Annotated in this window: 26 protein-coding genes, 1 other RNA gene and 1 riboswitch; of the genes, 9 read left to right on the plus strand and 18 right to left on the minus strand. The window is 63.9% G+C overall.

All coding sequences use genetic code 11. The features are described 5' to 3' along the window. Positions 1-11: 11 nt before the first annotated feature. Complete coding sequence (gene rsrA / locus ACP4XC_RS16455) at positions 12-284, minus strand: mycothiol system anti-sigma-R factor (protein WP_427171504.1); 273 nt, start codon at positions 282-284, stop codon at positions 12-14. Then, positions 281-1,027, minus strand: a complete 747-nt coding sequence (locus ACP4XC_RS16460) for a sigma-70 family RNA polymerase sigma factor (protein WP_427171506.1) — start codon at positions 1,025-1,027, stop codon at positions 281-283. Before ACP4XC_RS16460 ends, rsrA begins: the two co-directional genes overlap by 4 nt. A gap of 338 nt (positions 1,028-1,365) precedes the next feature. On the opposite strand from ACP4XC_RS16460, the gene ACP4XC_RS16465 reads away from it, so the two are divergent. The 7 genes from ACP4XC_RS16465 to ACP4XC_RS16495 all read left to right on the plus strand — a co-directional run bounded on the left by ACP4XC_RS16465 (position 1,366) and on the right by ACP4XC_RS16495 (position 8,617). Further along, the gene (locus ACP4XC_RS16465; RefSeq protein WP_427171508.1) at positions 1,366-1,914 is read left to right on the plus strand and encodes a DoxX family protein; all 549 of its coding nucleotides are present in this window, start codon (positions 1,366-1,368) and stop codon (positions 1,912-1,914) included. Positions 1,915-1,920: 6 nt separating this feature from the next. Next, entirely contained in the window at positions 1,921-3,300 is a 1,380-nt protein-coding gene (gene aroA, locus ACP4XC_RS16470; RefSeq protein WP_427171510.1) for a 3-phosphoshikimate 1-carboxyvinyltransferase, read from the plus strand. Then, positions 3,290-4,405 (plus strand): ribosome small subunit-dependent GTPase A, encoded by a 1,116-nt coding sequence (gene rsgA, locus ACP4XC_RS16475; RefSeq protein ID WP_427171512.1) that lies wholly within the window; start codon positions 3,290-3,292, stop codon positions 4,403-4,405. The genes aroA and rsgA overlap by 11 nt, the downstream gene beginning before the upstream one ends. A gap of 55 nt (positions 4,406-4,460) precedes the next feature. Beyond that, a complete protein-coding gene (hisN, locus tag ACP4XC_RS16480) occupies positions 4,461-5,273 on the plus strand; it encodes a histidinol-phosphatase (protein WP_427171514.1) in 813 nt (270 codons plus the stop codon). Between the two features lie 182 nt (positions 5,274-5,455). Further along, positions 5,456-5,569: riboswitch (SAM riboswitch) on the plus strand. A gap of 34 nt (positions 5,570-5,603) precedes the next feature. After that, positions 5,604-7,025, plus strand: coding sequence for an aminotransferase class V-fold PLP-dependent enzyme (locus tag ACP4XC_RS16485; RefSeq protein WP_427171516.1), 1,422 nt, complete (start codon positions 5,604-5,606; stop codon positions 7,023-7,025). A gap of 88 nt (positions 7,026-7,113) precedes the next feature. Further along, positions 7,114-7,872: a class I SAM-dependent methyltransferase gene (locus ACP4XC_RS16490; protein ID WP_427171518.1), complete on the plus strand. Its 759-nt coding sequence runs from the start codon at positions 7,114-7,116 to the stop codon at positions 7,870-7,872. 31 nt (positions 7,873-7,903) lie between these two features. Further along, positions 7,904-8,617 (plus strand): metal-dependent transcriptional regulator, encoded by a 714-nt coding sequence (locus ACP4XC_RS16495; protein WP_427171520.1) that lies wholly within the window; start codon positions 7,904-7,906, stop codon positions 8,615-8,617. Here ACP4XC_RS16495 and ACP4XC_RS16500 read toward each other — a convergent pair. Then, positions 8,614-10,035, minus strand: a complete 1,422-nt coding sequence (locus ACP4XC_RS16500) for an MFS transporter (protein ID WP_427171522.1) — start codon at positions 10,033-10,035, stop codon at positions 8,614-8,616. The two genes, ACP4XC_RS16495 and ACP4XC_RS16500, sit on opposite strands and share 4 nt — an antisense overlap. Before the next feature lie 96 nt (positions 10,036-10,131). On the opposite strand from ACP4XC_RS16500, the gene ACP4XC_RS16505 reads away from it, so the two are divergent. Together ACP4XC_RS16505 and ACP4XC_RS16510 are read left to right on the plus strand one after the other, a co-directional pair. Next, positions 10,132-10,503: a hypothetical protein gene (locus ACP4XC_RS16505; protein WP_427171524.1), complete on the plus strand. Its 372-nt coding sequence runs from the start codon at positions 10,132-10,134 to the stop codon at positions 10,501-10,503. Positions 10,504-10,615: 112 nt separating this feature from the next. Beyond that, complete coding sequence (locus ACP4XC_RS16510) at positions 10,616-10,750, plus strand: hypothetical protein (protein ID WP_427171526.1); 135 nt, start codon at positions 10,616-10,618, stop codon at positions 10,748-10,750. Between the two features lie 122 nt (positions 10,751-10,872). On the opposite strand, the gene ssrA is transcribed toward ACP4XC_RS16510, so the two are convergent. The 15 genes from ssrA to ACP4XC_RS16585 all read right to left on the minus strand — a co-directional run bounded on the left by ssrA (position 10,873) and on the right by ACP4XC_RS16585 (position 24,766). Next, positions 10,873-11,241, minus strand: a transfer-messenger RNA (tmRNA) gene (ssrA, locus tag ACP4XC_RS16515). 145 nt (positions 11,242-11,386) lie between these two features. Continuing rightward, a complete protein-coding gene (gene smpB, locus ACP4XC_RS16520; RefSeq protein ID WP_427171528.1) occupies positions 11,387-11,857 on the minus strand; it encodes an SsrA-binding protein SmpB in 471 nt (156 codons plus the stop codon). A 131-nt stretch (positions 11,858-11,988) separates the two neighbouring features. Then, positions 11,989-13,377 (minus strand): peptidoglycan DD-metalloendopeptidase family protein, encoded by a 1,389-nt coding sequence (locus ACP4XC_RS16525; RefSeq protein ID WP_427171530.1) that lies wholly within the window; start codon positions 13,375-13,377, stop codon positions 11,989-11,991. Between the two features lie 27 nt (positions 13,378-13,404). Continuing rightward, positions 13,405-14,319 carry a permease-like cell division protein FtsX gene (gene ftsX / locus ACP4XC_RS16530; RefSeq protein WP_427171532.1) on the minus strand — a complete coding sequence of 305 codons (915 nt, stop codon included), beginning with the start codon at positions 14,317-14,319 and terminating at the stop codon, positions 13,405-13,407. Further along, complete coding sequence (gene ftsE, locus ACP4XC_RS16535) at positions 14,316-15,113, minus strand: cell division ATP-binding protein FtsE (protein ID WP_427171534.1); 798 nt, start codon at positions 15,111-15,113, stop codon at positions 14,316-14,318. Before ftsE ends, ftsX begins: the two co-directional genes overlap by 4 nt. A gap of 242 nt (positions 15,114-15,355) precedes the next feature. Beyond that, positions 15,356-16,471 carry a peptide chain release factor 2 gene (prfB, locus tag ACP4XC_RS16540; protein WP_427171536.1) on the minus strand — a complete coding sequence of 372 codons (1,116 nt, stop codon included), beginning with the start codon at positions 16,469-16,471 and terminating at the stop codon, positions 15,356-15,358. A 98-nt stretch (positions 16,472-16,569) separates the two neighbouring features. After that, a complete protein-coding gene (locus tag ACP4XC_RS16545) occupies positions 16,570-16,983 on the minus strand; it encodes a pilus assembly protein TadG-related protein (RefSeq protein WP_427171538.1) in 414 nt (137 codons plus the stop codon). A gap of 44 nt (positions 16,984-17,027) precedes the next feature. Further along, on the minus strand, positions 17,028-17,474 hold the full coding sequence (locus ACP4XC_RS16550) for a hypothetical protein (RefSeq protein WP_427175138.1): 447 nt from the start codon (positions 17,472-17,474) through the stop codon (positions 17,028-17,030). Positions 17,475-17,565: 91 nt separating this feature from the next. Continuing rightward, positions 17,566-18,000, minus strand: a complete 435-nt coding sequence (locus ACP4XC_RS16555; protein WP_427175139.1) for a TadE/TadG family type IV pilus assembly protein — start codon at positions 17,998-18,000, stop codon at positions 17,566-17,568. Positions 18,001-18,102: 102 nt separating this feature from the next. Then, complete coding sequence (locus tag ACP4XC_RS16560) at positions 18,103-18,357, minus strand: hypothetical protein (protein WP_427171540.1); 255 nt, start codon at positions 18,355-18,357, stop codon at positions 18,103-18,105. Between the two features lie 63 nt (positions 18,358-18,420). Next, entirely contained in the window at positions 18,421-19,362 is a 942-nt protein-coding gene (locus tag ACP4XC_RS16565) for a type II secretion system F family protein (protein ID WP_427171542.1), read from the minus strand. Beyond that, positions 19,359-20,213, minus strand: coding sequence for a type II secretion system F family protein (locus ACP4XC_RS16570; protein ID WP_427171544.1), 855 nt, complete (start codon positions 20,211-20,213; stop codon positions 19,359-19,361). The genes ACP4XC_RS16565 and ACP4XC_RS16570 overlap by 4 nt, the downstream gene beginning before the upstream one ends. Further along, positions 20,213-21,436 (minus strand): CpaF family protein, encoded by a 1,224-nt coding sequence (locus ACP4XC_RS16575; RefSeq protein ID WP_427171546.1) that lies wholly within the window; start codon positions 21,434-21,436, stop codon positions 20,213-20,215. The genes ACP4XC_RS16570 and ACP4XC_RS16575 overlap by 1 nt, the downstream gene beginning before the upstream one ends. Before the next feature lie 553 nt (positions 21,437-21,989). Then, positions 21,990-22,925 (minus strand): hypothetical protein, encoded by a 936-nt coding sequence (locus tag ACP4XC_RS16580; RefSeq protein WP_427171548.1) that lies wholly within the window; start codon positions 22,923-22,925, stop codon positions 21,990-21,992. A gap of 368 nt (positions 22,926-23,293) precedes the next feature. Beyond that, positions 23,294-24,766 carry a glycosyltransferase family 39 protein gene (locus ACP4XC_RS16585; protein ID WP_427171550.1) on the minus strand — a complete coding sequence of 491 codons (1,473 nt, stop codon included), beginning with the start codon at positions 24,764-24,766 and terminating at the stop codon, positions 23,294-23,296. Positions 24,767-24,822 lie beyond the last annotated feature (56 nt).

Raw genomic sequence — 24,822 nt, forward strand, 5'->3', positions numbered from 1 at the left:
TGGGTCCAGGATCAGGAACGTGTGGGGGCGTCCGCGGGGTTGATGTTGTGAATCCGGTCCAGGATGGCGTTCTTCAGGTTCTCCGGTGCCGCCTCACTGCAGGAGCGCTTGACCACCTTACGGATCACGCATTCGAGGTCGTACTGCTCAAGGCACTTGGGGCAATCGTCCAAGTGGTCCTTGATCTCGGCGATGTCATCGTGTGTCAGCGCCCCGTCGAGGTACTCGTAGATCCGTTCGATTCGGGCGTCGTCGCAATCGCCCAATCCCTGGCAGTCGCTCATTTCCTGTTCTCCTGTTTATTGCTATCGGCCGCGGGGCTGGGGTCAGCTCCGGCGGTGAATCCCCGTTCAGCGGCGTAATCCGCCAGCATGTCCCGCAACATCTTGCGACCGCGGTGGAGCCGGGACATAACGGTTCCGATCGGGGTGTTCATGATGTCCGAGATTTCCTTGTACGCAAAGCCCTCCACATCGGCGAAGTAGACCGCCAGGCGGAATTCCTCCGGGATGGCTTGGAGCGCCCGCTTTACATCGGAATCTGGGAGGTGGTCCAGCGCCTCCGCTTCGGCCGAGCGGAGGCCGGAGGAGGTGTGGGATTCCGCCCGTGCCAGCTGCCAGTCTTCGATCGTGTCCGAGTTTGACTGCAGCGGCTCGCGCTGTCGCTTCCGATACAGGTTGATGTACGTATTGGTCAGGATCCGGTAGAGCCAGGCCTTGAGGTTCGTTCCAGGCTTGTACTGATGGAACGCGGAGAACGCCTTCGTGTACGCCTCCTGGACCAGGTCCTCGGCGTCCGCCGGATTCCGCGCCATGCGCATGGCCGCGGAGTACAGCTGGTCAACGTACTGCATCGCATCCCGTTCAAAGCGCTGCCTGCGCTCGTCGGTGGTTTCGGCCGCGGTGTCCAGTTCGGACCCGGCCGACTCCAATGCCCCCGCGGCGGAGGCCGAGGGCACGTTTGTGGTTTTGGCGCCGTTCCCGGCAACCTCAGACTCGGCCGCAACAGCGGGATCAACGGTGCTCATTGCGTCCAAGTCTACTGTCACCCGGGGGCCGCGTCCCGTATCGCCCGCTCCGGATTCGCTCCCCAGCCCGGGGTATGGCAAGGGATCCAAAAGATCCACTCCGTCTCTAACTAAGGTCAAACTCGATCTCCGCTCTTTCCGCTCCATGTCCGGGCCGCGTTCCGGTGCTGTTCCGGTGGCTGTTCCTCGGCCCTCACAGGACGTTCCTCCGACAACCAGCACGTCCCCAAACCCGCTTTACACAACAGCCGGCGGCGGGCAAATATTCCGCAAAAGTGCAAGACTAGAACCGGTTTACCCGCAGAAGTTCCGCGGCTCGTCCATCCAGGAGGAAATTCATGTCCTTTGTCCGTTTTCTTGCCCGGCCGATGCTGGCCTCCAGTTTCATCCTCGCCGGCTTGGACAAGCTAAAGAACGCCGATGACACCGCCGCGCAGCTGTCCCCCCTGCTTCGCCGGGCCGCGGATTCACTGCCCTTCCCCGCCAACGAAAAAGTCTTGGCGCGCGTTATTGGGGGCACCCAGGTCGGTGCCGGAGTTCTCTTCGCCCTTGGCAAGTCCGCCCGGCTGGCCGCCTCCGCCCTGGCCGTCATTTCCGCCTTGAACGCGTTCGTCGAATGGCGCAGCGCTGACATCACTTCGAAGGAAGGCCGGGAAGCGCGCCGGACCCAGCTCCTGAAGAACGTCACCCTGACCGGCGGCGTCCTCCTGGCCTCTGTCGACACCGCTGGAAGGCCCAGCCTGGCGTGGCGGGCGGAGCACATTGCGGCGGATGCACGGAAGGGTGCCAGCCACTTGGCTGCCGACGCACGCAAAACCACGGGCAAGCAGCTGAAGAAGGCCGACAAAGCCGTCCGCAAGGCCGTTGACCACGCAGTGGGAGCTTAAGCAGGGATGGCAGGTACCGCACCGTCCACTCCGGTCCCGTCCGCGCAGTCCGTGGAGGGGGCTCACTGGTCCGCCCCTTATGCGGAGCATCCCGTGGATGCCACAGTCACGATCCCCGGCTCCAAGTCATTGACCAACAGGTACCTGGTGCTGGCGGCCCTGGCGGACGGACCGTCCAGACTGCGCGCTCCCCTTCACTCGCGCGACTCCGACCTGATGGTCCAGGCCCTTCGCCAGCTGGGGGCAACTGTCCGTGAAGTCCCCGGGGACGGCTCGTTCGGGTCGGACCTTGAGATCACTCCCGTCGGCGGTGATGCCCCCGCCACCGAGGCGGCTGTGGATTGTGGACTTGCCGGCACCGTGATGCGGTTCGTGCCGCCGCTGGCCGCCCTGCGTCGTGGAGTGACGCTGTTCGACGGCGATCCGCACGCGCGTGAACGTCCCATGGGGACCATCATTGAGGCGCTGACGGCCCTCGGTGTGTCCGTGCGGGCGAATGACGGCGCACCGCCGTCGTCCCTCCCGTTTCTGGTGGACGGCACCGGTGAGGTCCGCGGCGGCCGCCTGGTGATCGATGCCAGCGCTTCGTCGCAGTTCGTGTCCGCATTGCTCCTTGTGGGCGCCCGGTTCACCGAAGGACTCCACCTTGAACATGTGGGCAAGCCTGTCCCCAGCCTTGACCACATCAATATGACGGTAGCGGTCCTGCGCGGGGTTGGCGTGTCGGTCGATGACTCCACACCAAATCATTGGATCGTCGCTCCGGGCCCCATTCACGCGTTCGATCAACGGATTGAACAGGATCTCTCCAACGCCGGCCCGTTCCTTGCTGCGGCCCTCGCCACCGGCGGCACCGTCCGCATTCCCAATTGGCCCACACCGACCACCCAGGTGGGAGACCTCTGGCGGACCATCCTCCGGGACATGGGAGCCACGGTAAGGCTCGAGGGCGGGACGCTCACCGTCACGGGCGGTCCTGAGATCAAGGGCTCCGACTTCGCGGACACCAGCGAACTTGCTCCCACCGTGGCCGCCCTGTGTGCCCTGGCCACCGGACCGTCCCGACTCACCGGCATCGCCCACCTCAGGGGCCATGAAACCGACCGCCTTGCCGCCCTGGTGGCTGAAATCAACCGCTTGGGCGGGGATGCCGAGGAGACCGCCGACGGCCTGGTCATCCGGCCCGCCACACTCCACGGCGGCGTGGTTCACAGCTATGCCGACCACAGAATGGCCACGGCCGGGGCCATCCTTGGCCTCGCAGTCCAGGGCGTCGAGGTCGAGGATATCGGTACCACCGCCAAAACCATGCCCGGCTTCCCCCAGTTGTGGGAAGCAATGCTGGCCCAGGGACCTGATGCAAGGGGCGCGGCCAGTGGGGCGTAGTACGGGTACGTGGGATGAGTCCGACATTCGGATCCGTCCCAATAAGAAGGGCTCACGTCCGCGCACCAAGGACAGGCCCGCCTACGAGGACGCAGTGACCGGCCGGATCATCACCGTGGACCGGGGACGCTATACGGCCGTGGTCGGGGAAGACACGGACAACGAGCGCATTGTCATTGCCGCGAGGGCACGCGAGCTCCGCCGTTCCCCGGTGGTTGCGGGCGACTTCGTTTCGCTCGTGGGAGATGTGAGCGGCGCCCCGGACACCCTCGCCCGGCTGGTGAAGATCCAGGACCGCAAGACCCTCCTCAGGCGCAGCGCCGACGACACCGATCCCATTGAACGCGCCGTGGTTGCCAACGCGGACCAGTTGGTGGTGGTGGTGGCCGCCGCCAATCCCGAGCCCCGGACCGGCTTTATCGACCGTGCGCTCGTGGCCGCCTACGATGCCGGCATCGAGCCGTTGCTTCTGGTGACCAAAGCTGACGTCAAGGATCCCACCGAACTCCTTTCGAACTACCGGCACCTCGATTTCCCTGTCATCATCAGCCGCACGGCCGATTCAGCGGCTTCGGGTATCGACGCGCGCTCCGACGACGGGCTGTCCGCCCGGCTGGATGGCGACGCCGTGGCAGAGCTCCGCGCCCATCTCGACGGGAAGGTCACGGTTATGCTGGGCCACTCCGGTGTGGGCAAATCCACCATGGTCAACGCCCTGACCGGCGCGGAACGTGCCACGGGCGGAGTCAACGCCGTGACAGGACGGGGACGCCACACATCGTCGTCGGCGCTGGCCCTGCGGATCAGCGACGCGCCTCCCGGAAGCTGGATCATTGATACCCCGGGCATCAGGTCCTTCGGCCTCGCGCACGTGGACCCGGACCGGATCCTGCGCTCGTTCCCGGACCTTGAGCCCGGCACGGACGCCTGCGAACGCGGCTGCAAGCACGACTCCTCAGCCGTCAACTGCGGAGTGGATGCCTGGGTGGCCGAAGGACACGCCGGAGCGTCAGGAGCCGCCCGGCTCGCTTCCCTGCGGCGGTTGCTGGGCACGGACCCACGGATGGAAGCCCAGGAGACAAAGGAACTGGGCACCGTCTCCTAGCCGCCCGCAACGTGGCCTCCCGCTCAGCCGGACGCTTAGACGGTAGTTTGGAACCATGACCCAACCCGCTTCGAGCTATAACGATGACCTCCGGCTGGCCCATGTCCTGGCTGACTCCGTCGATTCCCAGACCATGAGCCGTTTCAAGGCACTGGATCTCCAGGTGGAGACAAAGCCGGATCTCACGCCGGTTACGGATGCCGACAAGGCCGCTGAGGAGTCCATCCGCGGGCAGCTCTCCCGTTCCCGTCCACGCGATGCCGTCCTCGGTGAAGAGTTCGGCAGCTCAGGTCACGGTTCGCGCCGCTGGATCATCGATCCAATTGACGGGACCAAGAATTTTGTCCGCGGCGTTCCCGTCTGGGCCACCCTCATCGCGCTCGTGGATGAGGGCGAGCCTGTGGTTGGACTGGTAAGTGCACCTGCACTCGGCAAACGCTGGTGGGCGGCCAAGGGGTCCGGCGCCTACATGGGCCGCTCGCTGGCCGCTGCCACCCGGCTGAAGGTTTCGAACGTCTCGAAGCTTTCCGATGCCTCACTCTCTTATTCAAGCCTGGGCGGATGGAAGCAGCGCGGCAACTTCGACGAATTCATCGGCCTCACCGAGGAAGTATGGCGCACCCGCGCCTTCGGCGATTTCTGGTCATACTGCATGGTGGCCGAGGGGTCGGTGGACATCGCGTGCGAACCCGAACTGAACCTGTATGACATGGCCGCCCTGGTGCCCATCGTCACCGAGGCCGGCGGCCGGTTCACCTCGCTGGAGGGCGTGGACGGCCCGTTCGGCGGCAATGCCCTGGCCACCAATTCGATCCTCCATTCTGAAGTGCTCAAGCGTCTGAATCCGAATCTCGACGACCTCCTGTAACGGCCCGTCAGGGGCCCCGTTTCCCCTTGACCGACCGAATAATCGACGGCGGACGCCCCGAAAAGGGGGCGTCCGCCGTTGTTTGTTCGGCCGGGATGCCCTTGTGGCCAATCGCGTAACAAACCGCTTAATATTCTGGAGGGTTTTTCCAAGCACCGCGCGGATGTCCTAGGCTCTTAGCAGGTCACGAGTGCCAGCGTTAAACCCCGGTTTGCTGGCCGGCAACCCTCCATTCGCGGTGGGGTGCCCCGGGTGACGACCAGGCCGGTCCGGAACGGACCCGGCAAGCGCGGATCCCCGGTGCGAGGGGTCCTTTCAGAGTGAGGTCCCATGACTACTGCCACTTTCCCCGCGAACCCCGGTTTCACCGCTCCTGCCGGCATCCTCAACGATCGCTTCGCCGTGGCTGGCCGCCCGCTCTCGGCAGTGACCGGAGCGGAAATCCAGGCGCCCCTGATCCAGGGCGGGCACGTGCGCTACGCGAACCTGGACTATGGCGCCTCCGCTCCCGCACTGTCCGTGGTCTCCGCCTACCTCAACGAAATCCTGCCGTACTACGCCAGCGTCCACCGCGGCGCCGGTTACGCCTCCCAGATCAGCACGTCGGTCTACGAAAACGCCCGCGCCATCGTCCGCGAGTTTGTGGGCGGCCGCCCGGATGATTCGGTGATCTTCACTCGAAACACCACGGATTCCCTCAATCTCCTCGCGGGCTGCCTTCCGGTGAAAGATGGCAGGCACACCGGCGAGGTGCTGTATCTGGACATAGAACATCACGCCAACCTGCTGCCATGGCAGGGAGTACCCCACCGCAGCGTCATCGCGGCCGCCACCCTCAGCGAAACCATCGAGAACCTGCGCTCGGAGCTGCGGCACGGTGACGTCAGCCTGCTGGCCGTCACCGGCGCCTCAAACGTGACGGGCGAGATCCTGCCGATCCGCCAACTCGCGGCCCTGGCCCATGAGCACGGCGCCAGGATTGTGGTGGATGCCGCCCAGCTGGCACCGCACCGTCGGGTCGACATCGCCGCGGACGACGTCGACTACCTCGCCTTCTCCGGGCACAAGCTGTACGCGCCCTTCGGCGCCGGCGTCCTGGTGGGCAGGACTGACTGGCTCGACGCCGGCACTCCCCACCTTGCCGGCGGCGGCGCTGTCCGGGAGGCCAGGCTGGACTCCGTTAGCTGGGCCACCGGCCCCGCACGGCACGAAGGCGGCTCCCCCAACGTCCTGGGTGCCGCGACCCTTGCCCGAGCCACCCAGGTGATCGCGGCCCTGGACCAGGAGCTCTGGCACGCCCACGAGTCGGCCATCAGGTCGTTCCTGGTCGAAGGGCTGCAAAAGATCGACGGCGTGAGCGTCCACCAGATCTTCAGCGACACGGATCAGAGCACCGACACCATCGGCGTCGTCAACTTCTCCCTGGCCGGCTACGACGCCGGACTTGTCGCGGCCTACCTGTCCGCGGAACACGGCGTGGGCCTGCGCGATGGCCGCTTCTGCGCCCACCCCCTGCTCAAGCGGCTGGGCTTGCCGTCCGGATCGCTGCGGGCAAGCTTCGGCGTCGGTTCCCGGCTGGAGGACGCCCAGCGTCTGCTCGCCGGGATCGAAGAGCTGCGCCGGTCCGGACTGGGCTGGGACTACGTGGTGGACTCGGGGCGCTGGGTCCCGGCCAACGACACCCGCAGCTATCCTGACTGGGCACCCAACACGCCAGGCACCGCCGGCGCGGCCCCGTGCACCGACGACTAGGCCCGCCCACGCGGGACGATGCCGCGCCGCCGCTCCCGTGCGGTAAATTCGGGGGGTAAAGATCCAGCCTGCCCGAAGGAGATGTCGCGTGGCACGGGGAGGACCCAAACTGCACCACAAACGCCGGAACGAGCTTGGGCAGAGCTTTCAGGACGGCGGCGAGCACTACGATCGTGTCCGCCCGGGCTACCCTGGTGAGTCCGCGGACTGGCTGATTCCCGCGGGCGCGCGGGACGCCGCGGACCTCGGCGCCGGCACCGGGAAGTTCACTGCCCTGCTCGTGGAGCGCGGTCTTCGGGTGACGGCGGTGGATCCGTCCCCGGACATGCTCGCGCAGCTGCGGCGGAGCATGCCCGGCGTGCTGGCGCTGGAAGGCACCGCCGAGGCCTCGGGCCTGGACGACGCGGCGTTCGACGTTGTCACGGTGGCACAGGCCTGGCACTGGTGCGATCCGCTACTGGCCAGCACGGAGATCGCGCGGATCCTCCGTCCCGGCGGAGTGCTTGGGCTGATTTGGAACCAGCTGGACACCTCCGTTCCGTGGGTGCACCGCCTCTCCCGGATCATGCACGCCGGTGACGTTCACAAACCCGACTTCCGGCCCGCCGTCGGCCCTGAATTCCAGGGACTGGAAAGCCACCTGACCCGGTGGGAGGCGCCGGTGACCACCGCAGAGATCATGGACCTCACCAAATCCCGCAGCTACTACCTGGCGGCCGGCGAGGCCACCCGCGCCAAAGTGCTGGCCAACCTGGACTGGTATCTCCACGAGCATCTGGCGCACAACCCCGGCGACGTAATCGGTTTGCCGTACCTGACACAGACATGGCGGGCGTTCAAGGCATGAGCCAGGCGGGCCTAACGGTAGGCTTGGTGTCGTGAAGACCAGTACGCCCTCCTCCTCGATCGAGGACTACGTCAAGGTCATCTACTCTTTTACGGAGTGGCAGGACAAACCAATTACCTCGTCGCAGCTGGCCCAACGCCTGGGCGTGGCCAATTCCTCGGTTTCGGAGATGGTCCGCAAACTCAAGGACCAGGGTCTGGTGGATCACCAGCCCTACAGCGCCATCACCCTCACGGCCGACGGCTTCCGGCTCGCGTTGTCAATGGTCCGCAGGCACCGGCTGATCGAAACCTATCTCGTGCAGGAGCTTGGCTACAGCTGGGACGAGGTCCATGATGAGGCCGAGCTGCTGGAGCACGCGGTCTCCGATACCTTCATTGAGCGGATGGCGGCCAAGCTCGGTGAGCCGCTGCGTGATCCACACGGCGATCCGATCCCCGCCGCTGACGGCACGGTGCTGGTGCCCCAGGCACACCGGCTCAGCGACCTCGACGACGGACACACCGGCCGGATCACCCGGATCAGCGACGAAAACCCGGCTCTCCTCCGCTACCTCGCAACCGAGGAAATCGACCTCGACGCCCCCATCGAAGTGCTCGGACGCAGGCCCTTCGGCGGTGCGCTCGTGGTGCGGATAGGCTCCGGGGAAAGCAGGCGGTCCTTCGACCTCGCGGACGAGGTCACCTCGGCTTTGTGGGTGCACAGCGACAAAGTCCACGCCGGCTGCCGGCTGCCCGACGCCTAAGTTCCCGGACTGGCGGATGGCGCGCCCGCTTCAGGCGGCTCGGCCGGTGCGGCCGGATTGCGGATGCCGACGGCGGACATCACCCCTCCCAGTATCAGCAGCGCGGCGGTGGCGACGGTCGACCGCTGAAGGCCGGCCGTGGTGATGACCGGGCCCGTAATGAGTCCCGCAAAGGAAATGGTCACCAGCCCCGCGATGCGGGCAACCGCGTTATTGACGGCCGAGCCGATGCCGGCTTCCTCGGTTCCCACCGCTGCGAGGATGGCTGCCGTCAACGGCGCCACGGTGATCCCGAGGCCAAGCCCGAAGACCAGAAGGCCCGGCAACACCTGCCTCGGGTAGTCCAAAGGCAGCTCAACCCCCAGCAGCAGCAGGAAGCCGGCGGCACAGAGCAGGGGGCCGAGGGTCATAAACCAGCGCGGCCCGAATCTCCCCGCCAGAGCGCCGGAGCGTGAGGACAACACCAGCAGAAGAAGGGTTGAGGGAAGCAACGCGAAGCCGGCGGCTGTGGCACTCAGGCCCGCCACCTGCTGCAGGTAGAGGCCCAGGACAAAGAAGCCAAGGGACATCGCCCCGTAGATCGCCGACGTGGCGAGGTTTCCCCAGCCGAAGTTGCGCACTTTGAAGAGCCTCAAGGGCATCATCGGTTCAACCGTCCGGGCCTCGTGGACGAGGAAGGCGGCCAGTGCGGCCATCCCGGCGGCCAGGGGCAGCCAGACCTGCGGGCTCCCCCACCCGCGGCCGCCGTGGCCGATGACGGCGTACACCGGTCCGCCGAGCCCGATGATCGCCAGGACAGCGCCCCCGACGTCCACCCGGCTGCCGGGAGTGTGCTCGTGATCCAGTACCCGGAGGGCCTTCAGCGCAGGCCATGCGGCCAGGGCGGGCACAACGTTAAGGAAGAAGATGACCCGCCACGACAGCACGTCCACGGAGAGGCCCCCGACCAGGGGCGCCACCACGATGGCGCCGCTGGTCCAGGCCGACCATTGCCCGATGGCCAGCGACTGCGCCGGCCCCGAAAACACCGTGACGATCAGGGCCAGTGACCCCGGCACGAGCAAGGCGCCCGCGATGCCTTGGAGTCCCCGCGCCACAATGAGCACCTCTCCGCTCCACGCGAGGCCGCAGAGTACGGAGGTGGCGGTGAAACCCGCCAGCCCCCACTGGAGGACGCGCGCGCGGCCGAACTGGTCCGAGAGCGAACCCGCCACCAGGATCAGCGCGCCCAGCGTCAACAGGTACGCGTCCACCACCCATTGTTGGACCACCAACCCCCCGCCCAACTCACGGCCAAGGGCCGGCAGCGCCAGGTTGACCACCGAACCGTCCAGGAAAGCCATGAATGAGGCAACAATGGCAACGTAAAGGACCCGGCGTTGTACCGGCGTTCGGGGAGGACCCAGGGAGGCGGTCATTCTCAGTCATCTCCCTCCGTGGCACGCCGGGGTTGTGTCGAGCGTAACACCCGGCTGCTGCGTTCCAGCCTGGCTGCTATCCCGTATCGTTAAGCGATGGTTACCCGACGTGAAGCAGCCCAGATCCTCGATATTCCTTTGGAAATGGCCAGCCGGCACGGCATCCCCTCCAGGCTTTCCGACGCCGAGCTTGCACAACTGCAGGACAACCCTCCCCAGTGGCTGATCCAGTCCAAGGCGAACAGAACCGGGAAGCGGCCCGTGTGGGTCCAGTTGACCTGCGCCGTCTGCGGCTATTCCGAAGCGGCGCGGCCGAAGAAATGGTGGCCCGAATTCACATACGTGTGCTGCGCCCACCATGCTGCCGCCGACCTCCCGCCGGTCCTTCCCGGCCTGATCCGCAGCGAATACGAGGGCGTCGGCAGCCGCTTTGTCGGGATCGTCGACGTCGCGGCGCCAACGTCCTGAGGACGTTGTCCCCCGGGCGCGTCGGGCACGGGGGGACCTGTTTTCTTCTGGGCAAAAGAGGGGTAATTTACGTACACGGGGCTATTCGGGCCCCTACGTTAGGGAGGGCGACATGCCTGACAAATCGCCGCACCGGAGCCTCAGCAAGAAGGCAGCGAAGACCATCAAGGAGAAAAGGGCCGACAAGAAGTCCAAGCACGAGACGGACGCTCATGTGGACCCTGTTGCGCACATCAAGAAGCGCTGACAGCCCTGCAGTGGCCACGGCCCTGGGAACATCGCTGTACCGGTGCTGAGGAAACAAAAAGGCCGGAAGCTTTCGCTTCCGGCCTTTTGCACGGGGTGGAACCGCGTCGCCGCTGTTCCAATTGGTGGAGATGGGGGGAATTGAACCCCCGTCCGATGTCGTGTTGTCAGGGCTTCTCCGGGCGCAGTTTGCGTCGGATTTTCTCGGCCCCAGCCATGCTGCAAACAGCTGGCTGATCCGGGCCCAGTCATCTAAGAGTCCCGTTTACCTCGGTGACGAAGGTAAACAGCAGTGGCTATCTAAATGACGCCAGTATCCGGAGCGATAGCATCCCCGGGCTGACGGACTGTCTTACTGCTTAGGCAGCGAGAGCGAAGTCAGTGCGCGTTTGTTTGGCACTTATTGTTTTGCAGACAGCGTTTACGAGATAATTCTGCATCCTCGGCCCGCTTCACCTGTCGCGACTAACATCGTCGAAACCGATCATCCCCGTATTTTTTTATCAAACCGTTCAGGTCAAGCGCGTCATCCGCGCTGATCCTTCCCGGGCTACTAATCATAACGCACCGTTGCCGGGATTCATTCCCGGGCGGCCAGTCCCCTTTGCGGGGCTCCTGCTGGATGGCAGCAACCGCGTTAGCCGCGGTTGCGTTCCCGCATGATGCGCTGCGCCTCACGCTTGTCCTGCTGTTCCCGCAGTGTCTGTCGCTTGTCGTACTCTTTCTTGCCCCGTGCGACGCCGATTTCCACTTTGGCCCTGCCGTCCAGGAAGTAGAGCTGGAGAGGCACAATGGTGAAGCCGGATTCGCGGACCTTGTGCGAGATCTTGATGAGCTCCTCACGGTGCAGCAGCAACTTGCGGCGGCGTCGCGCGGAGTGGTTGGTCCAGCTTCCCTGGTTATACTCCGGGATGTGGATCCCTTCCATCCAGAGTTCGTCATTGTAGAAGGTGCAGAAACCGTCCACCATCGATGCGTGGCCTTCACGGAGCGACTTGACCTCCGTGCCCATCAGCGCAATTCCGGCCTCATAGGTGTCCAGGACATGGTAGTCATGCCGGGCCTTCCGGTTGGTGGCCACTACCTTACGGCCACTTTCTTTCGGCACGGTTGAACTCCTCGGGACTTGATTTCGGCGTAACTCCGGCCCGTTCGGGCCCGGTCCATTAAAAGTGTACGGCAGTGGCTCGCCGCTACCCGGGGGCAGTTGATGGTCTCCGCCGACGGCTTAAAGGAGCCCTACAGAAGAAGCATCGGGTCGACAGCCTTGCCGTTCAGCCAGGTCTCGAAGTGTGCGTGGCATCCGGTGGAGTTTCCGGTGGTCCCTGAGTAGGCAATGAGCTGGCCCTGGCTGACCTGTTGGCCGACTGAGACCACAACGCTGGTGTTGTGGTAGTAGATCGTGGTCAACGAGTTGCCCTGGACGACGCCGTGGGAAATCTTCACCCGGTTGCCGCCACCGTCGTCGCCCCAGCCGGCTGAGAAGACGGTCCCCGCCGCCGCGGCGTAGACGGGCGTGCCACACGTGGCGCCAAAGTCGATGCCGGTGTGCATGTAGCCGCCGGTGCCGAAGAAGTCGATGGTTCCCGGCGGCGTCGCACGCCAGCCGAATCCGGAGGTGATGGGGATGTTGGCATCGAACGGATGCCGGAGTCCGAATGCCGACGGTGGTCCCTGGACCGGAACGTAGGGCTGCACGGCCTGCCCCTGTGCCCGCGCGGCCGCAGCCGCAGCCTCGGCGATGCGGCGCTGTTCCGCTTCCCAGGCCTCACGGAGTTTGCGGTCCCGCTCGGCAATATCCGCCGCCACGGCGTCCTGCTGGGCCTTGACCTGGGCAAGCTGGTTTTGAATCCCGGGCTTGGCCGCCTGAAGTTCGGCATTGATTCGGGTAGTGTCCGCGATGAGCTTGTCCACCTGGGCCTTCTTGGCTTCCGCCTCGTCCCTGGCAGCCTTCTCCTTGGCGAGAGCGGCGTCGGCTTTCGCCTTGAGGTCCTTGATCTCGGCCTCCACCGCCTCGAGCCGTGCCTGTGAGTTGACGTTCGTGGCGTTCTGCTGCGTCAGCTTGTCCATGGTGGCGTTCTGGCTTCGCATCGCCTGGTCCGCAAGGTCTATGGAATCCGTCAGGCTGCCGCCACTCTTGGCACCAAACATCAGCGTGAGGTTGGAGGGCACTCCGCCGGACTTGTACGCCTGGGTGGCGATCTGGCCGATCAGCTTCTTGGTGTCGGTGATCTTCTGCTTGTCGGTCTCGAGTTGCTGTGTGATCTTGGCTTTGTTCTGCTGTGCAAGATCGACTCGCGCGGCCAGGGCCTCCGATTCCTTCACGGCACTCGCCACCCGTCCTTGGGCTTCCAGCAACGCCTGCTGGGCCCCTGGGAGTTGCCCTTGGTAGACCACCAGATCGGCGGCCGCCTGGGCAATCTTGGCGTCCACGAACTCAAGGGAGTCCTGGACCCGTGCCGCCTGGTCCTTAAGCGCGGCCTGCTGGTCCTCAAGGCTGTCCGCAAAGGCCACGGGGGCTGGGGCGCCGAGGCTGCCGGCCAGAACCAGGGCCACGACCGCACTGATAATGCGGCTGTGCCGTCCGCCCAAGCGGTGCGGACGGGCCTTGCGGTGCGCTGCGGTCATAAGAAATCCTTCGTTCGTGTCCACAGCCTAGACCCGCAAGTATCTGCGCAGGGTCAAGAGGGACGAAATTCCAGCCAAAGATGCGCCAAGCACCAGCAGTGCGGGTGCGAGAATCAGCGTCTGCCCCGGCGAAATGAATGCCGTGTCCGGGTACTGCTTGGACAGGTATTCTCCCAGGAAGAAATGCGCCACCGCCCAGAGTGTGCCCGAGGCAAGGGCAGCGCCGATCACGGCGGCAATCACGCCTTCAAGAATAAACGGGAGCTGGATGACCAGTTTGGACGCGCCCACGAGACGCATGATTCCGGTTTCACGGCGCCGGCTAAACGCCGAAAGCCGGATGGTTGTGGCGATCAGCAGTATGGCGCAGACAATCATCACGCCGGCGATGCTCACGGCCACCAGTGAGGCGGCGTTCATGGCGGAGAACAGCCGTTCGAGCAGCTGGCGCTGGTCGATCACAGTTTCGACCCCAGGCTGCGAGGAGAAGGTCTCGCTGATGATCTGGTATTTTTCCGGATCCTTCATGTTGATCCGGAACGAGGCCGGAAGCTGGTCCGGAGTCACGGAGTCCACAATCGGGGAGTTGGAGAACTGTTCCTTGAAGTGCTTGTAGGCATCGTCCTTCGACTCGAACTGGAAGTCGTTGATGTACTGTGCAACCGCCGGAGATTCGAGCAGCTTCTTCACCCCGTCCTGCTGCTCTTGGGTGACGGGGCCCGTGGCACAGCCGGCGGCTGTGGAGCCGTCGCTGCAGAGGAAGATGGCAACCTGGACTTTGTCGTACCAGTAGCCCTTCATCTGGTTGATTTGAAGCTGAAGCATGCCGGCCGCGCCAACGAAGGTCAGCGACACGAAGGTCACAAGGATGACCGAGACCACCATGGAGAGGTTTCGCCGCAGGCCGCTGCCAATCTCTGATAGGACAAACGCAAGCCTCACAGCCCCTCCCCCACGGACGAACTGGCAGGAAGCCCATCGGGATCCGCAGCGGGATCGCTGTCGCGGCCGCTCGCGTCCCGCAGCCTGCGGGATGCGCCCACCACGGGAATCACAGAGGTGTAAAGGGCCCGTGCCTCGTCGCGGATCACCACACCGTTCCGGAGTTCAACCACGCGCTTGCGCATCTCGTTCACGATGTCGTCGTCGTGCGTGGCCATGACCACAGTGGTGCCGTTCTGGTTGATCTTGTCCAGAACGCCCATGATGCCCATGGAGGTCGTGGGATCCAGGTTTCCGGTCGGCTCGTCGGCCAGCAGGATACCGGGCCGGTTGACTACCGCGCGGGCGATGGCCACGCGCTGCTGCTCACCGCCCGAAAGTTCGTGCGGCATGCGGTGTTCCTTGCCTTCAAGGCCGACGGTTTTGAGCACTTCCGGCACCGTGTCCCGAATGACGCTGCGGCTCTTGCCGATGACCTGCATGGCGAACGCAACGTTGGCGAACACGTTCTTTTGGGGCAGCAGGCGGAAGTCCTGGAAGACGACGCCGATTCCGCGGCGGAGCCGTGGAACCCGCCAACTGGAGATGTTGGCAACGTTCTGACCCGCAACGTAGACCGCGCCCGAGGACGCGCGGTCTTCCTTGAGTACCAGGCGGAGGAACGTCGATTTCCCGGACCCGGAGGCGCCGACAAGAAATGCGAATTCACCACGGTCAATTTCAAGGCTGACAGAGTCCAGCGCGGGCCGGGCTTTCTGGTCGTAGACCTTGGTGACATTTTCGAAACGGATCATGAACCTAAGTACCCTGCAGGACATGGCGTTAGAGCCCAATTCTGCAACCGGTGCGCGGGCTTTCTTTTGGGGGGAAGTAGAGCTCCGGCTCCTCGACTATACGCAGCGGCAAACGCGAACAGGCCGGATCCCGGGGGCGTGTCGCCCGTTTTCGCCGCGGGACGGCCCCCCGACGGCATCCGGGCCGGACGCCGGACCGGAGAAGGGGCTGCCTCGGAATCGTCCTTCCGCGGCGGGGGCGCCTATTTCACCGCGTTGCGATTGTCCGTCCGCCAACGGATGCCGGCGTCGATGAAGTCGTCGATCTCGCCGTCGAACACGGCGGAGGTGTTTCCCACTTCATGTTCCGTCCGGAGGTCCTTGACCATCTGGTAGGGGTTGAGGACGTAGGAGCGCATCTGGTCACCCCACGAGGCCTTGACATCCCCGGCGAAGGCCTTCTTTTCGGCATCCTCCTGTTCCTTCTTCAGGAGGAGCAGGCGGGACTGCAGGACGCGCAGGGCGGCCGCCCTGTTCTGGAGCTGGGACTTTTCGTTTTGCATGGAGACGACCGTGCCCGTGGGGATGTGGGTCAGGCGCACCGCGGAGTCCGTGGTGTTCACTGACTGGCCACCGGGACCGGATGAGCGGAAGACGTCCACCCTGATTTCGTTGTCTGGGATGTCGATGGAGTCCGTCTGTTCAATCAACGGAATCACCTCGACGGCGGCAAAGGAGGTCTGGCGCCGGCCCTGGTTGTCGAAGGGGCTGATCCGCACCAGGCGGTGGGTTCCAGCTTCCACGCTCAGCGTGCCGTAGGCGTACGGGGCGTTGACTTCGAAGGTGGCCGATTTCAGGCCCGCTTCCTCGGCGTAGGAGGTGTCCATGATGGTGGTCGGGTAGCCGTGGCGTTCGGCCCACCGCAGGTACATGCGCAGCAGCATCTCGGCGAAGTCAGCTGCATCCACGCCGCCGGCGCCCGCGCGGATGGTGACAACCGCCTCACGTTCGTCGAACTCGCCGGAGAGAAGGGTCACCACTTCAAGCTCTTTGAGTGCTTTGCGGATCGATTCCAGTTCCGCGGCGGCCTCGCCCATCGAGGCGGCGTCGTCCTCGTCCTGGCCGAGTTCTACGAGGACCTCAAGGTCATCGATGCGGGACACGAGGTTGTTAAGGCGCTCAAGCTCGGTTTGGCGGTGGGACAGCCTGGAGGTGATCTTCTGCGCCGCCGCCGGATCATCCCAGAGATCCGGCTCGCCTGCCCGCTCGCTCAGTTCGGCGATGTCTTCCTTCAGCGCCTCGACATTCGACACATTCTCGATGGAGGCGTACGTGGCGCGCAATGCGCGGATTTCTGCAGAAAAATCAATTTGAGCCATGGTTGTTTAAGCCTACGCTATCCACTCCCGGCAACAGGACCGGCGGGAAGGAGGCCGGGACATGCCCTCCCTCTACAGCTGCCCCCGGCCCCGGCGTGTCAGCGAACGAGTCGGGAGCGGGCCGTCGACGTTGCCTTGATCCTTATTCCCTCCGGAATCAGGAAGTTGACTATCGGAGGGTGCACGGCAGCACTGAGCGTCACAACAGCCGTCGCCCCATCCGGGCTGCCGGTTGCCGGCGCCACTTCGAGGCTGTGAAATCTCGCGAAGGCGCCGTTGCGGTTCAGGTAGTCCAGAGTGACGTTCCGCACGCGTCCTCCGTCTAGCACCGCTGATGGGGTTCCGCTGCTGTTGTCCACCTCCCCGAGCGTGTAACTGTCTGCCGCTGCCACTGATGCCCCGTCGGCCGCGGAGAGCAGTTTCTTGTGTTCGAGGTACACAGCCGAGGCAGCCATCACCACCGTGGTCAGAAGGAGGGCAAGGAGAACGTAGCCGATAATGAACACCATCATCTGCCCTGCTTGGCTCCGGTCGCGGCACGGTTGACCGGTGTTCATCATCTGAACCTGCCGACAATCTGGGTGGCCGAGGCGCTGAGTTGACCGGCATTGAGGCGAAGCGTCTCGCTGAAGGGCACAAAGGGCAGCGGGACGGTCAGGCGCACTGTGACGGTCACGGCCGAACCGGCCGCGAGGCAATCCGCGGGAACGCAGCTTGATTCCATGCGGGCATTCTCCGACGGGTACCCATAGTCTGCCAGCGCCAGCATCACGGCCCGTTCCGCTGCCTCCCGCCCGCTCTGCGCGTCAGGCTGGGCCACATAGACCTTGGCGGCCTGATCGGCCGCACCCACCACGGCAAAAGAGCCACCTTGGATCTGTCCCACTGTGATGATGAAATACACGACCGGCACCATCAGCAGGAGGCCGAGAAACGTGAACTCGACGACAGCGCTTCCCCGCTGGGCATCGAGGACGGCTGCTTCCTTGTCCGGGGCCTCCATTGGCCGGGATGCCACGCTCCTGACCCGGGTCCTATTCAGGCATAAGGCCCGGTGGAAATGTACGGGCAGCCTCAAGAACGGCGGGCAGCCTCTATGGCTGGACAGCAGCATGGCCTTTCACCTCCAGCGCCTCCCGCGGACCAATCAGTCCTATGACCGGCCAGGGTGCCCGAACAGTCACTTCCAAGGTCCGGGCACCTTCGAATAGCACCTCGCTGGTGGAGACGTCGAGGGCAAAGTCAGCGTTTAATGCCGTGACAATCAGTTCCCGGGTCCGGTCCCTCGCATCGGCCGCATTCCGGTCGGCAAGCGTGCCGTATCTCGCGCCGGAAGCCGCGGCGTCGATCAGTGTGTTGCGGACGTGCAGAACGAGCGCCAGTTGGATGATCGCCAGAAAAAACATCGTGAGGAGGCCGCCGACCAGGATGAAGTCAACAACGGCCGATCCCCGTTCGCGTACAAGCCGATTGTTGCTCTCCGGGCCAGCCGTCGTGGGGGTTGTCCGGGACGCGGCCGAGCATGGCAACCCTCCGACGACGACAGCGGTGTGGCAGGCATAGCCGGTCCGGGACTGAGCGCGTCTGGTGCCCGCATCCAGCGGCCACCCAACGCGGTTTCCCCGCATCTGCTATTTTCCGACCGTGTCCATGGCCTGGTTGAACAGACCCTCGAGCGCAGGACCGGCAATGGCAAGCAGCGCGGCGACCAACACCGCTGACATGAGTGTGATCATGACCCAGCCGGGCACGTCGCCCCGTTCCGGATGGTCACCAGGGCGCGCAAGGCCGCTCTCAAGCCAGATTTGGCCTGCCGAGGGAGCCAGCCAACCCAGCAGAGTGATCGAGCGCAACAGGCCAACGCTGCGGATTCCGAAGTGCTTCATTGTGCTCCCATTTCGTTGTTTCGGTTCGTGGCCGTGCCGGGGATCCGGCGCAGGGTGTAACGGTTAGAGGCCCAGACTGATCGCGGCAAGGCCGGGAAAGACGGCGAAAACGACCGTGAGTGGAAGTACTCCGAAAACGAGAGGCACCATCATGCCGATCTCCTTCTTTCCCGCCGACTCCATCAACTCGCGCTTCGCGGTGTCCCGGACGTCCTGCGCTTGAGCCCGGAGGACATCCGCAAGTGGTGTTCCCCGCTCCACCGCCACGATGATTCCATCGACGAATCGGACCAGCGGCCCAAGATCTGTCCGTGAGGAGAAATTCTGGAGTGATTCCACGAGAGGTTTCCCTGCGCGCGTTTCGGCCAGGACCAGGGAAAATTCCTTGGCCAGTTCACCGTGCGCGCTGCGGCAAACCCGGTCAAGCGCACCAGTGGCGCTTTCCCCTGCACTCACCGCAAGGGCCATGAGTTCGGCAAGGCTGGGGAATTCGGCCATCATGCGCTGTTCACGTCTTCTGATCTGCGTACCGAGCCAGTAATCCCTGAAGAGAAACCCGCCTAGGGCGCTACCCAGAACTGCGACTGCGGCGAGGAGCGGGTTGAATCTGCCTGATGCGGCTGCTGCCAGCACCATGCTCACGGCCGCGACAAAAGCTGCAACCGCCCAGAGGATCTGCTCGGCCCGGAAATCGACCACCGGTTTGCTGATTCCGGCCTGCGCCATCCGCCGGCTCAGGGCCGAAGAGCCGAGATTGAATCTGCTCAGGGACGAGAGAGCCTCCCGCACCAACGGACGGAGTATCCGCTCCAGCGGGCCGAACGGGGTGACATTGTCGCTATTGGCACGCAAGAGGCGGGACTCAAGGTTCTGCGATTTCAGCTGCGGCTCGATGCGTTCAACAAATGACGTGGGCCGCATGAACGGGAGCCGCACCAGAAGGAGCCAGAGACCCGCGCCCAGCAGGATCCCCCAGATCACGGAGCTAGCGGCTGGCGTTGTCACCGGAGAACCCTTCCTTCTTCCGGCAGTGCCCCAATTCGAAGCATGATCGAGTAACAGATGGCGGAGACAACCAGGCCGCCCAACAAAACAGCTGCACCCGTGGGTGAGTTATAGGCCGCCACGGCTTCGGGTCGGGTGGCCAGCAGCACCATCACAATCCATGGAGCCGCCACAGCCAGACGGGCCGCGTTGACGGTCCAGGACTGGCGTGCCTCAAGTTCGCTTCTGGTTCTGGCACTTTCCCGCAGAAATTCCCCGAGTGTGCCCAACAATCTGCCGAGGTCCGATCCCCCGACCTCCCGCGTCAGCCTGAGCGCCTCGATGATGCGGTCAGAGACGGGATCCGCCAGCCGTTCCTTGAGCCTGTTGAGTGCCGGATCAAACTGACCACCCGAACGATAGTCCGAGCCGAAATCGCGGAATACGTGGCGCAGTTCCTCCGGTCCCTTCTCCCCCAGCTGAATCAGAGCCTCCGGCAACGACAGCCCGGCCCGGATCGCGGAACGCAGGTGGTCGACGACATCAGGCCAGAGCAGGCGCAACACCGCCGTGCGTTTACGTGCCCTCCAGCGCACCATGGCCATGGGCAGCCACGCGCCGAACAATCCAAAGCACCCGGAAATGGGCCACGACCTGGTCACCACGAAGAAGATCAGGCTGACGAAAGCGCCAGTTCCCAGGCAGGTGGCCACCAGTCCGGGCGCGGACACCTTTTCGATACCAGCCGCGCGCAGCAGGTCCACAAGTCGGCTGGATTTTGGCTTCCGCCGGGCCCGCGCTGGCTGGTCCCAGGCGGACCACCAGATGAGGAAGAGCCCTGCTCCTGCGAGAATCCCCAGCAAGGGTGCCATCAGCGGGCCTCGAGTAGTGCGGCGACGTCGTATCCGGCGCGGGCAAATTTCTCGGGCGAGGGCATCGAATTCGCTTTTGGCTGCAGCTCGCCCTCGGATAGGGCGAAGACCATGGATGATTCGATGATGCCGTTCTCCACTCTTCGGCCGAGCGATAGGACTTCGGTGACTTGGCGGCGTCCGTTGGCCAGCCTGCTGCAATGAATCACCAGGTCGATGCACGACGCCACCGTTGGCACCACGAACGCACTGGAAATATTGGCGCCTGCAAGCAGAGGCAGCGTGCAAAGCTTGGTCACCGCGTCGTGGGCGGAATTCGCATGGACCGTGCACATCCCTGGCAACCCGGAATTAAGGGCGATGAGCATGTCGAGGCTTTCAGCCTCTCTAACTTCGCCCACCACCAGTCGGTCGGGCCGCATCCTGAGGGCCTCCTTGACGAGCCGCCGAAGCGGGATTTCGCCTTCGCCCTCAAGATTGGGTTGCCTGCACTGCAGACCCACGACATCTCGCTGTGGAAACTGCAGTTCGAAGATCTCCTCCACAGTGATCACGCGCTCGCGGGTGCCGATGCTGGCTGCGAGGCAATTGAGCATGGTGGTTTTCCCCGCCTGTGTGGCACCAGAGACCAGGATGTTGAGTCCGCTCGCAACGGCGGCCCCCAGGAAGCGCGCCACCTGCGGCGTTAAGGTGCCCAGCTCCACCAGATGCTCCAGCCGGCTTGCCTTGACCACGAATTTCCGGATGTTGATGGCCCAGTGCTGGCGGGTGACGTCGGGAATGACCACGTGGAGACGCGAGCCGTCGGGAAGTGCCGCATCCACGAACGGTGACGACATATCAAGACGCCGGCCGGAGCTTTTGAGCATCCGTTCCACGAGGTCCCGGACCTGCTGCTCAGTCAGGCTGAGGGACGTCAGCTCCGACTCGCCGTTCCGCGCCACGTAAATTTCATTCGGCGCGTTCAGCCAGATTTCCTCGATGCCGGGGTCATCGAGCAGTGGCTGCAGGGCGCCGAAGCCGGCGACAGCGTCGTAAATAAACCGCCGCGCCGTTTCCAGGGGGCCGATCGGCGGGAGTGGTCCCAGCAGAGCCCGCTCGTCATAGTCGCTGACTGCTGCCTCAACCAATCGTCGCACCTCACCGGCCTGGCGCAGCGGGTCCAGGCCCCGGCGCCGGATCAGCTCGCGGACTTCGTCCTCCACGATTTGCACAGCGTCCATGAGTTCCCCAATACAACTGCCGCCCCCCTTGCTGAGGCAGTGCAACTGGTTTACAGCTTAGGCACCGCACCGCTGTGGGCCAAGTCACATGGGCGGGCCTGTGGATAAATATAGCGCGGGCAGGTACCAAGCACCGACGGCAGCCTGGCCCACAGCAGCTCGCGCCTGGTTTGGACGAAGATAACTTTGTCACCCATAACGGCGTCGGGCATGAGTTCCAGGCAGTCGACAGTTGCCGGGGCGTGGGAAACTGAAGACCTGCCTGACGGTCCGACCATTCTTGTACTGCGAGGGCCGTCGGGAGTGGACAGCAACCGCTCAATTCGAGCTCATCTGTCGTCGGTGAAACTCGGAAACTCCACACGTTCCGAGGCTTCCCCCGCGGGCGTCCAACCATTTGGAGACTCCATCTGGAGCCGGGCCGATATGAAATCGGAACCTCTCCCGAACCGCGACGGTTGAGCACGGACGGTTCCCATACGGCGTGCCCGGGAGGCTGTTGGGTCAGCCTTCCCGGGCACGACGATAGAGCCCGGTTCGGAGCCGCCTCAGACTAGCCGATCCATGTCCCCCGGGTAGAGGACCAATAGATGGTTCCGTGGTCAAAGGACTGAGCCCAGACACCATAGCCCGCATAGTACTCGTTGGTTCGGGGGAGCCCCAAGCGGCCGCTGGGGCCGCCATTGTTCCACCACGCGGCCCCTATTCCGCCAGCAACCCCGAATGCGTCACCGACCGCGCCGTTCCAAGCGACGGTGCCAGCCTCAAAGAGCTGGTAGGTGCCGCCCGGGGCCCATGTTTCCTCGGTCCGCGGATAACCGTAGGTGTAAACGCCTCCGATAGCGTCCCAGCGTCCCAAAATGCCCCCGCGCACTGAATGGGTGCCGGTCCCAGAGGACCAGTAATAGTTGCCTCGCTGGAATCTCTGGCTCGCGCCGTTATGGTAAGAGTAGCCCTCGGCTTCCAGAGGATACCCCAGGGCCGAGGAGGGCCCGCCGGCATTCCACCAAGAACTGGCGATGCCCCCACGCACGGGGTGGGCGCCCGACCAGGACGACCAGAGGTACCAGCCGCTGGTGAAGTCCTGGACTCGGCCTCCGGGAACATCATGCTCCTCAGTCTTCGGCTGACCTACGTCCGCGAGATAGGCACCACCGTCGTATTTCCAGCCCTGGTAGATAGCTGCGCGGACACCGTAAGTTCCTTGTGACGGGCTCCAGACGATGGTGCCCTGTTCGAAGTCCTGAGCCCTCCACCCACTTCCGTCGATGGCGCCATACTCGTAGGAAGTCGGCTGTCCATACCAGTAAGACCCATTGTTCGTGTTCCAGTACTGAGCAATGGCGCCTCCCATGCCGTATACAGCGGCGGCCACGTGCACGTTCTCGGGCGGCGCGGCGGGTCGAACGGTTGTGGCCTGCGCGGCGGGCCCGACCAACGCCAGCGCAGCCGTGACTGCTGCAGCGACGACCGTCGATTTCAGCTTCATGAAGATGTCCCCCAATAGGTTCTCAGACTCATTCCCCGGCTGGATGCGCCAAGGGTTGTCGGCTTTGCCAGCAACAGCACTGACTCTCGCACACTTCTCACTAAATTCTGCGGGGCGTCGATAACGTGTTGTCAACTTGAACAACGCTGCCTGTCCGCTGGAATAAGCGGCACCTTCAGTTTCTGCCCCAACCAGCATGCAGTTCGTGTGTGAACTGCATGCCGTCGACGCCATCGTTACGGCCTTTCACGTGCAAGGGCAGGCCGCTGACCAGTACGTTGAAAGCGCAAGAGATTGCCCCCAACCAGGATGCTCGCTGCTATCGCGACCGTCGCGCTACGCCACGTCGGGGGCCAAAAAGTCCGTGCCTATTTCAGGCTGTACTTCGTCACCGTCGTTGCGGGTCCCTGAAGGCTCTCCCCAGGGGCGTAACCGAGCTTTCTAAGTGCTCCGGCCATCGTCGATTCACCCGTCTTCTCCACCAGAATGACGGTCGGATGCTGAAGGATTTTGGTCGCGGAGGACGCCACATCGAAGCGCTGATCGAAAATACGCTTCCATTCAGCCGCAGTGATCCCCAGCGTGGGGTCGGCCAACCCTTTGAAGCTGTCTGGATAAGCTTGGTATGCCAGGTCCTGCGCTGGCCCAATCACGAAGGCGTCTCCTGGACCGGAGAGCTTTTCAACGGATGTGGCAATATAGCGGAAATCGTCCTGCGGGTCGCGCCCATACTGCGTTCTTTGACCCACGTATGACGGAACGGACACGCAGAGGGCTATCGCTGCGCCCACAGCGCTCGCGATCCGGATCCTTCGTAGCGCTCCGGCTCCGTGAAGGGTGGCTGGCGCGGCTGCGAGAATCGCAAGTGCCGGTAGTTCGAACGTCAGGTACCTCGGAAGATAGTAGTTCCCGCCAGTTACAAGGGAAGCACTGATAACCGCTAGTGCCGGGATAACGAGCCATGGTAGCGCGAGCCGAACGAGAAAATGCCGCCGGCACAATATAAGTCCAGCGGCGGCGGCCGTCCACATCAAAATTGCCAGCGCAACCATGGAAAAGTCCTCGCCAGGGGTTGGCACGGGCGCCACCCGACCTTCCTTCGCGAAGTAGCCGTCCCCGAAAAACTGCAGGAGGGCAAACTCAAACGGGAACGACGGCCCCACCGGGCGAATCCAAGAAATCTGGAATTGCTGCTGGCTCGCGATGCAGCCCACGTACAGCGCGGGAGCAATCCACCCGACCGAAGCAGCAAGCATTCCACGCCAGTTCTCACGCAGCTTTTGATCCCACAAGAGCGTAACGGCATGCGCAACAAAGAGGAATACGCTGTAGAACGACAGGCTGACGGTAACGACACCGACCAAAGCATAGGCAGCCCACTTGACCAAACGGGGATTTTCACGGATCGAAACCAGCACGTAGGTGGCAGCAACCGCTCCAAGGAGCGTCAAGGCATAGGAACGGGCGTCCGTCGCCGCATACTGGGCTCTAGGTAATAGAACCAACGCCGCTGCTGCAAGTACGCCGTAACGAACGCTCGAAAGCTTCCTCCCAATCTCGACCATCAGCAGGGCCGAGATGGCAACAGCAATAAGGCTGGGAAACCGGACAGCCAACTCTGAATACCCAAAGAGGCGCGTCCAACCAAAGATCAGAATGTAGTAGGCCCCGTGGACTGCGTCTATGCTGCCCAGCATCGCCATCAGATCCGGGAAGCTACGTCGCACCGCGCTGATCGTTGCCGCTTCATCAGTCCAAAAACTCGGCCGCCAACTCCCAATTCCTGAATATATGAACGCGAGCAGTCCCGCGCTGACAGATGCCCAGGACAGTTTGATCACCAGTCAATACTAGTGCTGCCCGGCCGGGCCTCCCGCAAGGCATGTCCAATCCGACT

This window comes from Arthrobacter sp. 92, assembly GCF_050260325.1.
Lineage (GTDB): Bacteria > Actinomycetota > Actinomycetes > Actinomycetales > Micrococcaceae > Arthrobacter.